The following is a 13751-nucleotide window of genomic DNA, read 5'->3' as shown; positions in this document are numbered from 1 at the left end:
CGGTGGGCGGGGCGCAACAGCATGAGTGACGACCGAACTTCCTACCCGGAATGACCCGGGCGAGGTTCAAGGGTCTGCGGGCGCCGTAGGGCTGCTACGACGTCTCCGCACTCTCAGCGCTGTGGCGCTCCCCTGTCGGAATGTGCGTTTGTTCGACGCCACCGTACCAGCGGGCGGTCAGCGCTCCGAGGCCGCGAGCTGTCCGCAGGCGCCGTCGATCTCCTGGCCCCGGGTGTCCCGGACGGTCACGGGCACGCCGTGTGCCTCGATGGCCCGGACGAACGCCAGCTCGTCCTCGGGCCGCGAGGCGGTCCACTTCGAGCCCGGCGTCGGATTGAGCGGAATGAGGTTGACGTGGACCCGCTTGCCCTTGAGCAGCCGTCCCAGCAGGTCACCGCGCCACGCCTGGTCGTTGATGTCGCGGATCAGGGCGTACTCGATCGAGACCCGGCGGCCGGACTTCTCGGCGTACTCCCATGCCGCGTCCAGCACCTCGCGGACCTTCCAGCGGGTGTTGACCGGCACGAGGGTGTCCCGCAGCTCGTCGTCGGGCGCGTGCAGCGACACCGCGAGCCGGCACTTGAAGCCCTCGTCGGCGAACCGCAGCATCGCCGGCACCAGCCCGACGGTGGAGACGGTGATGCCGCGCTGGGAGAGCCCCAGCCCGTCGGGCTCGGGGTCGGTGAGCCGCCGGATGGCGCCGACCACCCGCTTGTAGTTGGCGAGCGGCTCCCCCATGCCCATGAAGACGATGTTGGACAGCCGGGCCGGGCCGCCGGGCACCTCGCCGTCGCGCAGCGCCCGCATGCCGTCGACGATCTGGTGCACGATCTCGGCGGTGGAGAGGTTCCGGTCCAGGCCGGCCTGGCCGGTGGCGCAGAACGGGCAGTTCATGCCGCAGCCGGCCTGCGAGGAGATGCACATGGTGACCCGGTCCGGGTAGCGCATCAGGACGGACTCCACGAGGGTGCCGTCGTGCAGCTTCCACAGGGTCTTGCGGGTGGTGTCGTCGTCGCACGAGATGTGCCGCACCACCGACATCAGGTCCGGGAGCAGCTCCGCCGCCAGCTTCTCGCGCGCCGCCGCGGGGATGTCGGTCCACTGCGCCGGGTCGTGCGCGTAGCGCGCGAAGTAGTGCTGCGACAGCTGCTTGGCGCGGAACGGCTTCTCGCCGATCGCGGCGACCGCCTCGCGGCGCTCGGCCGGGCTGAGGTCGGCGAGGTGCCGCGGAGGCTTCTTGGCGCCGCGGGGGGCGACGAATGTCAGTTCTCCCGGGGCCGGGCGTGCCATGGGCGGAAACTCCTCTGTGCGACGAGGCCCGGCGGCTTCCGCGGGCGCGCGGCCAGGGGCCGGACGGGGACGGAAGCAGGAGACCTCACGGATCGTCCCCACGGCCGCGGGGACGGAAAGAGCGCGCCGCGAACGAGCGGCGCGCCCTTCAAGGGTAACCGGCGGCGCTCAGCCCGATCCCACGAAGATCACGAACAGCAGCCAGACCACCGGGGCGGTCGGCAGCAGCGAGTCCAGCCGGTCCATGATGCCGCCGTGGCCGGGCAGCAGGGTGCCCATGTCCTTGATGCCCAGATCCCGCTTGATCATGGATTCGCCGAGGTCGCCGAGGGTGGCGCTGACCGCGACCGCCAGCCCCAGCAGCAGGCCCTCCCACCAGGCACCGCCCTTGATCAGGAACTCCATGCACAGCGCGCCCGCCACCATCGCGAAGAGCACCGCGCCCACCAGCCCCTCGCGGGTCTTGCCGGGGCTGATCCGCGGCGCCAGCTTCTTCTTCCCGAAGCGCCAGCCGACCGCGTACGCCCCGGTGTCGCTGACGACCGTCAGCAGCAGGAACGTCAGCACCCGCTGCGGCCCGTCGTGCTCGGCCGACAGCATCAGGGCCACGAACGTCGCCAGGAACGGGACGTAGAAGGCCGCGAAGACCCCGGCGGTGACGTCCCGGAGGTAGTTCTGGGGCGCCTCGGTCATCCGCCAGACGAGGACGGCGAGCGCCGTGAGCGCCATCGCCACCCAGGCCCCCTCGGCACCGCGCACATACCCGGCGATCACCATGGCGGTGCCGCCGACCGCGAGCGGGACCAGCGGCACCCGGATGTCCTTGCGCTCCGCCAGCCGCGAGGTCAGTTCCCACAGGCCCACGACGACGGCGATCGCGATGACGCCGATGAACACCGGCTTGTAGACGAAGAGCGACGCGAGGATCACCGCACCGAGTCCGACGCCGACCCCTATGGCGGCGCGCAGATTACGCCCCGCGCTCTTCTTCTGCGGTTTCACTGGGTCGCTGTCGGACCCGGGGAGCGAGGTGGGCATGGGCTCCTGCGGCCTGTCGTCGCGGAACAGGGGGCCGCTCAGGCGAGCAGCCCCCCGGTCGTCCGGGTTGTTGCGGCCATCCCGGATGTCCCGATCGTCGTCCTGGTGTCCGCCCGGTTGGGGCACGATGGGCATGGGCCGAGTCTGCGCCGCACCGCCCCCGTCGTGCACGGGACCCGCCGGGACGGGAGGCGCCGCCCCGCGCAGCGAGGCGGCCGGTCCGTGGTCGGGCGGTCCCCAGTGGCCGGCGCCGGGCGGGGTCCCCCAGGATGACTCGTTCATCAGACCTCTAGGAGCTCGGATTCCTTGTGCTTGAGGAGCTCGTCGACCTGCGCGACGTACTTCGCGGTGGTGTCGTCGAGCTCCTTCTCGGCACGGCGCACGTCGTCCTCGCCGCTCTCCTTGTCCTTGACGAGCTTGTCGAGGGCTTCCTTCGCCTTGCGCCGCACGCTGCGGATCGAGACCTTCGAGTCCTCGGCCTTGTTCTTGGCGACCTTGATGAACTCGCGGCGGCGCTCCTCGGTGAGCTCGGGGAACGTCACACGGATGATGTTGCCGTCGTTGCTCGGGTTGACACCGAGGTCCGAGTCGCGGATGGCCTGCTCGATGTTGCGCAGCGCGCTCTTGTCGAACGGGGTCACCACGGCCATCCGCGGTTCCGGCACCGAGAACGACGCCAGCTGGTTGATGGGCGTCATGGCACCGTAGTAGTCCGCCACGATCTTGTTGAACATCGCCGGGTGCGCACGCCCGGTGCGGATCGCGGCGAAGTCCTCCTTGGCGACCACGACGGCCTTCTCCATCTTCTCCTCGGCTTCGAGGAGGATCTCTTCGATCACCACTTGCTCCTGGTCTTTTCGGTGGGAAGCAGAGCCTCGCCCCTGCCGCGCGTCTTCTCCTGCACGGTGTCCGACCGGCAGGCGGTTGTCCATCCCCGTACCGAGGTCTTCCCGCGGCCGAGGGTTGCCGCCCGTACGGGCCTGCGCCCGCACGGAATCACGGCAGTTGGGGCCGTCAGGCCCGGGTGTTCTGATCGCTGACGAGCGTGCCGATCTTCTCACCCTTCACCGCACGCGCGATGTTCCCCTCGGCGAGCAGCTCGAACACGAGGATCGGGAGCTTGTTGTCCCGGCACAGCGTGATGGCCGTGGCGTCGGCGACCTTCAGGTCGCGGGTGATGACCTCGCCGTATTCGAGGGCGTCGAACTTGACCGCGTCCGGGTTCTTCTTGGGGTCGGAGTCGTAGACCCCGTCCACCCCGTTCTTGCCCATGAGCATGGCCTCGGCGTCGATCTCCAGGGCGCGCTGGGCGGCAGTGGTGTCGGTGGAGAAGTACGGCATGCCCATACCGGCGCCGAAGATGACGACCCGGCCCTTCTCCAGGTGGCGGACCGCGCGCAGCGGAATGTACGGCTCCGCGACCTGGCCCATGGTGATGGCCGTCTGGACGCGGCAGTCGATGCCCTCCTTCTCCAGGAAGTCCTGGAGGGCCAGGCAGTTCATGACCGTACCGAGCATGCCCATGTAGTCGGAGCGGGCCCGGTCCATGCCGCGCTGCTGGAGTTCGGCACCGCGGAAGAAGTTGCCGCCGCCGATCACGATGGCGATCTCGTAGCCGTCGCGGACCACTGCGCCGATCTCACGGGCAATGGCGTGCACGACGTCGGGATCGACGCCCAGTCCGCCGCCGCCGGCGAACGCCTCACCCGAGAGCTTCAGAAGGAAACGCCTCCTGTCGCCCTTGTCGGCTTTGTGTGTGTCCGCGCCGTCGGCACCGTGATTCATTGAGCTCTCCTCGTGCACATACGAAGAAGGCCATTGCCGTGGGTCTGGTCAGATCCCTGTCCGGCAATGGCCTCCTCGTCACATCTGCGGCCGACCGATGAGCGGCCGACTGCGTACGACCCTAGCGGGGCCGTAGGTCATTCGCTGCCTCCGCGGCAGGCTCAGATGCCGACCTTGATGCGCGCGAAGCGCTTCAGGGTGACACCGGCCTCCTGGAGGACCTTCTCGACCGACTTCTTGTTGTCGAGCGCGTACGGCTGACCGAGCAGCGTCGCGTCCTTGAAGAAGCCGTTGAGGCGACCCTCGACGATCTTCGGCAGCGCGGCCTCGGGCTTGCCCTCGGCGCGGGTGGTCTCCTCGGCGACCCGACGCTCGGCCTCGACGACGTCGGCCGGGACGTCCTCCTTGGCGAGGTACTTCGGGGCGAAGGCGGCGATGTGCTGCGCGATGCCCCTGGCGACCTCGGCGTTCTCCTTGTCGAACTCGACGAGGACACCGATCTGGTGCGGCAGGTCCGGCATGGTGCGGTGCATGTACGCCGCCACGTAGCCGTCGGAGTACTGCGCGAAGCGGTCCAGGACGATCTTCTCGCCGAGGTTCGCATTGGCCTCGTCGACGAACGCCTGGACGGTCTTGCCGGCCTCGATCTCGGAGGCGAGCAGGGCCTCGAGGTCGGCCGGGTTGGTCTTGGCGACGTGCGCGGCCAGGGCGTTGGCGACGGACTGGAACTTCTCGCCCTTGGCGACGAAGTCGGTCTCGCACTTCAGCTCGAGGATCAGGCCGGAGGTGTTGTCGTCGGCGATCAGGGAGACCACAGCGCCGTTCTCGGCGGAGCGGCCCTCGCGCTTGGCGACGCCCTTCTGACCCTTGACGCGCAGGACCTCGACGGCCTTGTCGACGTTGCCCTCGGCCTCTTCCAGGGCCTTCTTGCAGTCCATCATGCCGGCGCCGGTGAGCTCGCGGAGCTTCTTGACGTCAGCGGCGGTGTAGTTCGCCATGGTCTGTGAATCTCTTCTCGGAATCGCGAAAGTCGAAAGATCTACGGGTGGACGGCGGGGGCGGCGCTTGTGGCACCCTCCCCCGCCGTCATCAACCGGTCTTGAGGTCAGCCCTGCTCGGCCGGCTTCTCGGCTTCGGCGGCCGGGGCCTCGGCCTTGGCGGCCTCGTCGTCGGACTTCTTGTCGCCTTCGAGCAGGTCGCGCTCCCACTCGGCGAGCGGCTCGCCGGCCTTCTCGCCCGGCTTCTGGTCGCCGGTGGCGGCGCCGGAGCGGGCGATCAGGCCCTCGGCGACGGCGTCGGCGATCACGCGGGTGAGCAGGGTGACGGAGCGGATCGCGTCGTCGTTACCCGGGATCTTGTAGTCGACCTCGTCGGGGTCGCAGTTGGTGTCGAGGATCGCGACAACCGGGATGTTGAGCTTGCGCGCCTCGCCGACGGCGATGTGCTCCTTCTTGGTGTCCACGATCCAGACGGCGCTGGGCACCTTCTGCATCTCGCGGATACCACCGAGGGTCTTCTCCAGCTTGGCCTTCTCGCGCGAGAGGACCAGGAGCTCCTTCTTGGTGAGGCCGGAGGCGGCCACGTCCTCGAAGTCGATCTGCTCGAGCTCCTTCAGGCGCTGCAGACGCTTGTAGACGGTCGAGAAGTTGGTCAGCATGCCGCCGAGCCAGCGCTGGTTCACGTAGGGCATGCCCACGCGGGTCGCCTGCTCGGCAATGGCCTCCTGGGCCTGCTTCTTCGTACCGACGAACATGACCGAGCCGCCGTGGGCAACGGTCTCCTTGACGAACTCGTAGGCGCGGTCGATGTACGACAGCGACTGGAGCAGGTCGATGATGTAGATGCCGTTGCGCTCGGTGAAGATGAAGCGCTTCATCTTCGGGTTCCAGCGGCGGGTCTGGTGCCCGAAGTGGACGCCGCTCTCCAGCAGCTCCCGCATCGTGACGACGGCCATGGCCGTACTCCTTGTTGTTCTCGGTTCCACCACGACCGGTCGGCCGCGGTGCCTGACGCCCCGACGCGCCTGCCAGGGGAGGAACCGGGTGGAACCTTCCGAGGACCGAGGAGCGCGGCCGACGTGCTGCCCGAACGGGACTGGTGCACTGGTGGCGGGGCGTGCGAAGTCGACCCGGTGACCCGGATCGCCATCAGAAGTGTACGGGACGGGCGATGCACCGGGCGACACGCACCATTTCGTGCCCCCACAGGGTGACGTCGTTGTCCACAATCGCCCCGTCGTCCACAGCTTTTGACCAAGATCCCCGCGCCGGCGCCGCTTCCGCCAAGGTCGACACATGCGACGACTCACCGGCCCCGCCAGGCGCCTCCCCCGGACCACCCGCCCTCCCTCTCTACGACCGACCGTGCCTCGCTCACGACGCTCCGCCCCGCGACGACGCGGGGAGCCCGGCGGGCGCCGGCCGGCAGATCGGCACCTCGGCAAGCGCGTCTGCTGTGCCCGCGACGCGCCTCGCCCATGGGCGCCGGGGCCACCGACACCAGCGGGCGGTCCGGGCGATCCGGGCCGTCACGAATCGGACGCGGGGCGGGTGCGGCCGGGGCTGGCGCCAGGGCTCGAAACGGGGAAGAGATCGGCACCGAGGTCGGCAGCTGTGCTGGCACCGGCACCGGCCGGGACGGTTCGGGAGTGGATGCCGTCCCTCGCCTTGAGCCGGCAGGGCGGAAGGCGTTCACTCGCCGCGCTCGCCATGTGCGTGCTGTGGGCCGTGCCCCCGGCGGGGCTGATCGCTTCCGCCGGTGCAGCCGGCGCCGCGGCCCCGTACTCCGTGGCCGCACCGGTGCCCGGGCCGGCCCACCCGGGGCCGGACCGCTCCTGGCCGGTAGACGGTCCCGCCGGTACACACCCTGTGGTCTTGCGTGGTTGGGACCCGCCTCCGGCCCCATGGGCGGCGGGGCACCGAGGCGTGGACCTCGCAGCGTCCGACGGCGCCGTCGTGAAAGCCGCCGCGCCGGGCCGGATCGCGTTCGCCGGCACCGTGGCCGGCCGGGGCGTCCTGACCATCGAAGTCTCCGACTCGGGCCACCCGCCCTTACGCACCACCTACGAGCCGGTCCGCGCCTCCGTGCACAAAGGACAGCACGTCACCGCAGGTCAGCCCGTCGGTGCGCTGGAGGATGGGCCGTACCACTGCCGTGCCCCGTGCCTCCACTGGGGCCTGCTCCGCGGTACGACGTACCTGAACCCGCTCTCGCTGCTTCCACCAGAGGCCCTCCGCACCGGCCCCTCGCGATTGCTCCCAGTCTTCGGCATCCCCGAACCCGAAGCCGTCCCGGAACCCGGAACGGCGCGTCCGAATCGTGAGCAGCCGGCGCCAACGGCTCATAAGACGACGGACTCGCCAACGGCGACCACGGGCGCGGGCCTGCTCGGCGCGATCACGCTGGCGGGGATTGCGGTGTGGGCCCTCGGACGGCTTCGACGCGGGCGGGAGAGGAGCCTGCACGGCGGGCGGCCCGCATGAGACGGACGGCAGGAACGCCCCCCGCCCGACGCACCCCGGGGGTCTCCCCCCTGGGGCCGTGCCGGCCTTCAGCCACCCACTCCCTTGAGGGCCATGGCTACGGCTGCCTCGGTGATCTCCTCCGGGTTCTCGGCGGCGCCGAGTTCGATGCGTCGGACCGCGGCGTCGACGACGCCCTGGAGCAGCATCGCGGCAAGCCGCGGCTGCGCGTGTCCGAGGGCGGCGAGCGCCTCGACGATCATGGCGATCAGTCCACCGTGCGCCGCGCGGATCTTCTCCCGGGCCCCGGCGTCCAGCTCCCCGGCGGAGATGGCGACGACGGCGCGGTGGCGGCGGTCGCCGACCAGCGCCAGTTGCCGGCGCACGTACGCCTCGACCTTCGCCTCGGGCGTCTCGGCGTTCTCCATCGCCGCCTCGACCTCCGCGGCCCATACGGGGAAGTCGACGACACACAGTTCTTCGACGACCGCCGCACGCGAGCGGAAGTACTCGTACACGGAGGAGCGCGCGAGTCCCGTGCGCTCAGCGAGGGCAGGGAAGGTCAGCGCCTCCGTTCCGCCCTCGGACAGCAAGGTGCGAGCGGCGTCCAAGAGGGCGCCGCGCTGCATCGTCCGGTGCTCGGCCACCGAGGCCGCTCGAATCCTGGGCACGTCACCACTGTACGGATGGCGTCCTCGCCGTGGCACTCCGCATCGCGACACGGGTCGGCGTCGGTGCGTCGGCGGCGCCCGACCCTGCCTCGGACCAGGGCGATGCGCCCACGACACGCTATCGGTCGGTGCTCCCCGGCTGGACCCGCCGGCTGTCGTCCCCCATCAGTTGGTCGGGCATGTGCAAGCCCGACGCGTGGGTCCAGAAGCGGTCCGCGACGGCCTGCCGCCCAGGAGTTCCGGTTTGCCCGGCAACGTCTCGACGAAGCCCGCCCTCTGTCCCGACCATCGCCGGTTCGGGTCCCACCCGGGAGGACCTCCGGCCTCTCAGCGCCCCACGTCTGCCAGCTTCGCCCGGAGCTGGAGTACGGACTTGGTGTGGATCTGGCTGACCCGGCTCTCGGTGACGCCGAGTACGTTGCCGATCTCGGCGAGGGTGAGGCCCTCGTAGTAGTAGAGGGTGACCACGGTCTTCTCGCGGTCGGGCAGGGTGTTGATGGCCCGTGCCAGCAGCCGCCGCAGTTCGCGGTCCTCGGCGATCTCAACGGGGTTCTCCGCGGCGGTGTCCTCCAGGGTGTCCATGAGGCTGAGGCGTTCGCCGCCCTCGCCGTTGACGTGGAGGAGCTCTTCCAGCGCCACGACGTTCGCCAGCGACAGCTGGCTGAAGACGCCGTGCAGCTCCTCCAGCGGGATGCCCATCTCGTCGGCGACCTCGGCCTCGGTCGGCGTCCGGCGCAGCTGCGCTTCGAGGGTGGCGTAGGCGCGTTCCACGGCCCGGGCCTTCTGGCGTACGGATCGTGGGATCCAGTCCAGTGCGCGCAGCTCGTCGATCATCGCGCCGCGGATGCGGGTGATGGCGTACGTCTCGAACTTGATGGAGCGTTCGGGCTCGAATTTCTCGATGGCGTCGATCAGTCCGAAGACTCCGGAGGAGACAAAGTCGGCCTGCTCCACGTTGGGCGGCAGTCCGACGCTGACCCGGCCGGCCACGTACTTGACCAGTGGTGAGTAATGCAGGATCAGCTGTTCCCGCAGGCGTCCGTCGCCTGACGCCTTGTAGGAGCGCCACAGCTCGTCGAGCGAGGTGGGCGGGGCGGGGCGCACGCTGCCGCACGCGGCGGGTGGTACTGCCGCGCGGTCAGACCCGGAGGTGTGCTGGGGCATTCGTCGCCTTGAGCCGTTCTGCCGAGACGGGGGTGGGTGGGTGTATGAGGCTTGAACTGTCGTGAGCGTAGCGTGACCGAGGCGTCGCGGTGCGCGAGGAAGTCGGGTTGGGCGTGCGCAGATACGTTCCGCGGCCCGCACCCCAGGGTTACTTCGCGCGACACGGCGGCACCCGGAAGGAGTGCCTCAGACGCGTCGGCCGGAGTGGCATGCCTGGAGGGCGGTACGGGCGAGCGCGGTGCCGCGGCGGGCGGGAACCCGCGCGTACGCTGCGCCTTGCCGTCGGCACCCAATGGGTCGGCCACACCTGCCGAAGCGCGGCAAATCTGGATTCTGCGGTCATTCCCCTCACCCTTTCACCCGTTCGCGCCAGGTCAAGTACCGCCTCGCCGGGAACCTTCGGTCGAGTTGACACGTCGCACCAACTCCCAGCGCTCACCGCACCTTTGAACGAATCCGAGGGACTGAAGCTCGAAGAGCTTGCCCTGGGTGAGGTCACGGGGCGTGCCCGACTCCCGGGCCAGGTGGCCGGTATCCGCGCCACCGCGTGCGGGCAGGGCTTCGAGAACACGGAGCGCGGTCGGGTCCAGCAGATCGCGGGCAAAGGCCGGGCCGCGACGCTCGGGCGCGAGATCCCCGATACTGCCGACGAGTTCGATGACCTCGTCCGCGCCGGTGACCACCGTGGCTTCCTCGCGCAGGAGTTGGTGCACTCCGGCGGACAGCCCGCTGGTGACCGGGCCGGGCGTACCCATCGTGAAGCGCCCGAGGGCAAGGGCGCGCCGCGCCGTGACCAGTGAGCCGCTTCGGAGTTCGGCCTCCACCACGACCGTGCCGCGGGTGAGGGCGGCGATGACGCGGTTGCGCTGGACGAAGCGGCTCCGGGTGGGGTGGTCGCCGGGCGGCAACTCGGCCACCACCAGGCCCTGTTCGGCGATCCGGTCGATCAACTCGGTGTGCCCGCGCGGATAGGGGTGGTCCACACCTGAGGCGAGCACGGCGACGGTCGGGCCGTCGGCGGCGAGGGCGCCACGGTGGGCCGCGCCGTCGATGCCGTACGCGGCTCCGGAGACGACTGTCCAGCCGCGGTCGACGAGCCCGGCGCCGAGGGTGGTGGCGAGGTGGGCGCCGTACTCGGTGCAGGCGCGCGCCCCGACCACGGCGACCGAGCGCAGTGCCCAGATCCGCAGGTTGGCTCTGCCCCGCACCCAGAGGCCGATCGGCCGGGCGTCGCCGAGGTCGTCCAGCTGGCCGGGCCATTCCTCGTCGCCGGGGCAGAGGAAGCGGCCGCCGAGTGCGGCGACGGCGGCGAGATCCGCGAGGGGGCGGGCCCGGGCGGCACGTAACCGAAGGCCGGCGATCTTGGTCGGGGCGGCGCCGAGGGGCGGGGGTGCGTCGTCCTGGGAGAGCGCGTGCCAGAGGGCGACGGGGCCCATCTCGCGCAGCCAGCGGCCGGCGGTTTCGTCACCGGGTTCGAGGATGCGGGTGAGGGCGGCGCGGGCCGCCCGCTGCGGTTCGTAGGTTTCGTGCTCCGCCTGTGCCGGGTGGGGAGCGGGATGCTTTCGCGCGGCGGTGGGAGTCGGGCTCGACCGCCCGATCTCCGGCTTCGGTCCCGGCCCCTCCCCGCTTGTGATGAAGCCCCATTCGTCGAGGGCGTTCATCGTTCACCTCCGTTCTCCGCCGAGTGGGCAAGGGCGCTCCGCAGATGCGAATCCGGGGGCGGCCGGCGGGAATCCGGTGTCTCTTGGGGCCGCTTCGCCAGGGCTGTCCCCGCCCCCACCTCCGTCTGCGCGCCCGGTGGTTCTTCCGGCTCGGCTTCCTGGCCCCCGGCGGCGGTCACTTTCGGCCATGCGCCGGTCCTCGGTTGTGGAGTCGGCGTGGCGGCGGCAGCCAGCCGCAGTCCGGTTCCGGGCCTGGCGCCCGCGTTCCTTCGCCCCCTCTTGGCCGTGCCGGTGGCCAGTCCTGTCGCTGTCGTCGTTGCTGCTGAAGTCGCCGTCGTCGTTGCGCCGCGCCGTACCCCCGTGCGGAGTTCCAGCGCCCAGTCGACGTCCTCTTTCGTCGGGCGGCCGCGGCCGGCGAGGTCGGCTGCGGTCCAGGCGACGCGGAGGACGCGGTCGAGGCCACGGGCTGTCAGGAGGCCGCATTCGAGGTCGCGTTCGGCCTGGGCGAGCGCCCCGGGGTGGACCGGCCAACGGGTGCGCAGTTCGTGGCCCGGTACCTCGCTGTTGGTCAGCCAGGGCGTGCCGTCGAAACGGGCCGCGGCGCGTTCACGGGCGGCGTGGACGCGTTCGGCGACGGCGGCGCTCGATTCGGCGCCGCGGCCGAACGCGATCAGTTCGGAGCGGGCGACCGGTTCCACGGCGATCCGGAGGTCGACGCGGTCCATCAGCGGTCCGGAGAGCCGGGCTCGGTAGCGGCGGATCGAGGAGGGCCGGCATTCACAGCCACCGGCGGTGGTGCCGTGCCGGCCGCACGGGCATGGGTTGGCCGCGAGGGCGAGCAGGACACGTGCGGGCATCCGCAGCATGCCGCCGGCGCGGGCCACGACGATATGACCGGATTCAAGGGGTTGGCGGAGTGCGTCCAGGACGCGCGGACTGCATTCGGCGGCCTCGTCGAGGAACAGCACGCCGTGGTGGGCGAGCGAGACGGCCCCCGGGCGGGGCAGGCCGGTTCCGCCTCCTACGAGGGAGGCCATGGTCGCCGAGTGGTGCGGGGCACAGTAGGGCGGGCGATCGACCAGCGGCTGGCCCGGTGGGAGGGTGCCGGCGACCGAGTGGACGGCGGTGACCTCCAGGGACTCCTTGGGAGTGAGCGGTGGGAGCAGCCCGGGGAGGCGTTCGGCGAGCATGGTCTTGCCCGCTCCCGGCGGGCCTTTGAAGAAGATGTGGTGGCGTCCGGCGGCGGCCACCTCCAGGGCGCGCCGGGCGTTGTGCTGTCCCGCGACGTCGGAGAGGTCGGGGACGTGGTCGCCCTGTGGGAGGCCCGGGGCGACGCCTGTGCCGGGCATCACCAAGCCGGCCATCAGAGGGTCGGGGCGGCCTTCGTCGAGGGGGTTCTCCTCGTCGGGGACCGGTTCGTCCGCGAGGACGGCGATGAGTTGCCGCAGGCTGCGGATGCCGAGGACGGAGACGCCGGGGACCAGTGAGGCTTCGGCCAGGGTCTGCTCGGGTACGACGACCTGGCGGTAGCCGGCGTCGGCCGCCGCGAGGACGGCGGGCAGCACTCCGCGGACGGGGCGGACGCGGCCGTCGAGGCCCAGTTCGCCGATCATCATCAGGTCGGTGAGCTCGCGGGGGTCGAGCCGTTCGGCGGCGCCGAGGACGGCGCAGGCCACGGCGAGGTCGAAACCGCTGCCGCTCTTGGGGACGGACGCCGGACTGAGGCCGACGGTGAGCTTCTTCTGCGGCCACTCGGCGCCGGAGTTCACGACGGCGGCCCTGACCCGGTCCCTGGACTCGACCAGGCTCTTGTCGGGCAGCCCGACGAGGGTGAAGGCGGCCACGCCGGGCTCCAGGTCGGCCTGGACCTCGACGACGACTCCTTCGACGCCTACGAGCGCGACGGAGCAGGTACGGGCGAACCCCATCACGCCACCCCTCGTACGTGCTCGACCACGGGGGCGCCGCGGGCGGGCAGCAGGACGCCGATGACGTCGATGCGTACGCCGCCGGGCGGTGGGCCGCCGTGCCGTTCCATCCAGCGCTCGGCCAGCAGGCGCAGCCGGGCGGTCTTCTCGGGCCGCACGGCGGCCATGGGGTGTTCGTACCAGCCCGCCCGGCGGGTCTTGACCTCGCAGACGACCAGGGCGTCACCGTCGGCGGCGACGATGTCGATCTCTCCGTGGCGACAGCGCCAGTTGCGGTCGAGGATCCGCATGCCGGCTTCGGTGAGCCGCCGGACGGCCAGGTCCTCTCCGTAGCGGCCGAGGGCGCCGCGGGACGTCGTCGGCGAGGCCGGTGGCGTCGGTGAGGCCGGTGCCTTTGGTGCCGTAGGTGGCGTCGGAGGCCGCTCCCTCGGCCCCGATACACGGCTCCCCTTCCCTGACCTGCCGGGGCGGCTCGGCGCTGCCGTAGTGCCCTTCCTCGACCTGGTGCGCTGTCCCTTGCCTGCCGCGTCCGCGGTGGCGGCCTGTCGGCCGGTCCGTGTGGCGTTCATGCGGTACCACCTCCGGCACCGACTCTGACGCCTCCGCAGAGATCTATTGGATCTTGGTGGACAACCACCCGGCTGTGGATAACTCCGTCACCCGACGGAGCGACGCACCTGGATGCCGCCGGCGGGCAGCCCGCACCACCCCACCCCGAGGCCGATCACAATCCGTACGACCTCAAGGCTCAGC

The 13751-nt window shown here is 71.0% G+C and carries 10 protein-coding genes, 2 pseudogenes and 1 riboswitch; of the genes and pseudogenes, 1 reads left to right on the top strand and 11 read right to left on the bottom strand.

Annotation, left to right across the window (positions count from 1 at the left end; genetic code table 11):
• Positions 1-20: 20 nt before the first annotated feature.
• Positions 21-144: riboswitch (TPP riboswitch) on the bottom strand.
• A gap of 33 nt (positions 145-177) precedes the next feature.
• The 6 genes from rlmN to rpsB all read right to left on the bottom strand — a co-directional run bounded on the left by rlmN (position 178) and on the right by rpsB (position 6067).
• Positions 178-1290: a 23S rRNA (adenine(2503)-C(2))-methyltransferase RlmN gene (gene rlmN / locus K2224_RS14005; protein ID WP_018541468.1), complete on the bottom strand. Its 1113-nt coding sequence runs from the start codon at positions 1288-1290 to the stop codon at positions 178-180.
• Positions 1291-1458: 168 nt separating this feature from the next.
• A complete protein-coding gene (locus tag K2224_RS14000) occupies positions 1459-2610 on the bottom strand; it encodes a phosphatidate cytidylyltransferase (protein ID WP_221906878.1) in 1152 nt (383 codons plus the stop codon).
• Positions 2610-3167: a ribosome recycling factor gene (gene frr, locus K2224_RS13995; RefSeq protein ID WP_221906877.1), complete on the bottom strand. Its 558-nt coding sequence runs from the start codon at positions 3165-3167 to the stop codon at positions 2610-2612. The genes K2224_RS14000 and frr overlap by 1 nt, the downstream gene beginning before the upstream one ends.
• Before the next feature lie 175 nt (positions 3168-3342).
• The gene (pyrH, locus tag K2224_RS13990) at positions 3343-4113 is read right to left on the bottom strand and encodes a UMP kinase (protein WP_221906876.1); all 771 of its coding nucleotides are present in this window, start codon (positions 4111-4113) and stop codon (positions 3343-3345) included.
• 161 nt (positions 4114-4274) lie between these two features.
• Positions 4275-5111, bottom strand: coding sequence for a translation elongation factor Ts (tsf, locus tag K2224_RS13985; protein WP_221906875.1), 837 nt, complete (start codon positions 5109-5111; stop codon positions 4275-4277).
• Between the two features lie 107 nt (positions 5112-5218).
• Positions 5219-6067: a 30S ribosomal protein S2 gene (gene rpsB / locus K2224_RS13980; RefSeq protein ID WP_221906874.1), complete on the bottom strand. Its 849-nt coding sequence runs from the start codon at positions 6065-6067 to the stop codon at positions 5219-5221.
• A 340-nt stretch (positions 6068-6407) separates the two neighbouring features.
• Here rpsB and K2224_RS41370 point away from each other — a divergent pair, with 340 nt between their 5' ends.
• Positions 6408-7595 carry a peptidoglycan DD-metalloendopeptidase family protein gene (locus tag K2224_RS41370; protein WP_313904773.1) on the top strand — a complete coding sequence of 396 codons (1188 nt, stop codon included), beginning with the start codon at positions 6408-6410 and terminating at the stop codon, positions 7593-7595.
• Positions 7596-7663: 68 nt separating this feature from the next.
• Here the strand turns inward: K2224_RS41370 and K2224_RS13970 are convergent, their stop codons facing one another.
• From K2224_RS13970 to K2224_RS41365, 5 genes and pseudogenes are all read right to left on the bottom strand, one after another.
• Positions 7664-8203, bottom strand: coding sequence for a TetR/AcrR family transcriptional regulator (locus K2224_RS13970; protein ID WP_221909686.1), 540 nt, complete (start codon positions 8201-8203; stop codon positions 7664-7666).
• 369 nt (positions 8204-8572) lie between these two features.
• Positions 8573-9409 carry an RNA polymerase sigma factor WhiG gene (gene whiG / locus K2224_RS13965; RefSeq protein ID WP_026247762.1) on the bottom strand — a complete coding sequence of 279 codons (837 nt, stop codon included), beginning with the start codon at positions 9407-9409 and terminating at the stop codon, positions 8573-8575.
• A gap of 374 nt (positions 9410-9783) precedes the next feature.
• The gene (gene dprA, locus K2224_RS13960; protein WP_221906872.1) at positions 9784-11070 is read right to left on the bottom strand and encodes a DNA-processing protein DprA; all 1287 of its coding nucleotides are present in this window, start codon (positions 11068-11070) and stop codon (positions 9784-9786) included.
• Between the two features lie 329 nt (positions 11071-11399).
• A pseudogene (locus tag K2224_RS13955) lies at positions 11400-12998 on the bottom strand (YifB family Mg chelatase-like AAA ATPase); the annotation flags it as partial.
• A pseudogene (locus K2224_RS41365) lies at positions 12998-13351 on the bottom strand (YraN family protein); the annotation flags it as partial. The pseudogenes K2224_RS13955 and K2224_RS41365, both read right to left, overlap by 1 nt.
• Positions 13352-13751 lie beyond the last annotated feature (400 nt).

The sequence above is a fragment of the Streptomyces sp. BHT-5-2 genome (assembly GCF_019774615.1).
Taxonomy (GTDB): Bacteria; Actinomycetota; Actinomycetes; order Streptomycetales; family Streptomycetaceae; genus Streptomyces.
The sequence above is the reverse complement of the archived record's forward strand: the minus strand, read 5'-3'. Positions and strand labels throughout refer to the sequence as shown.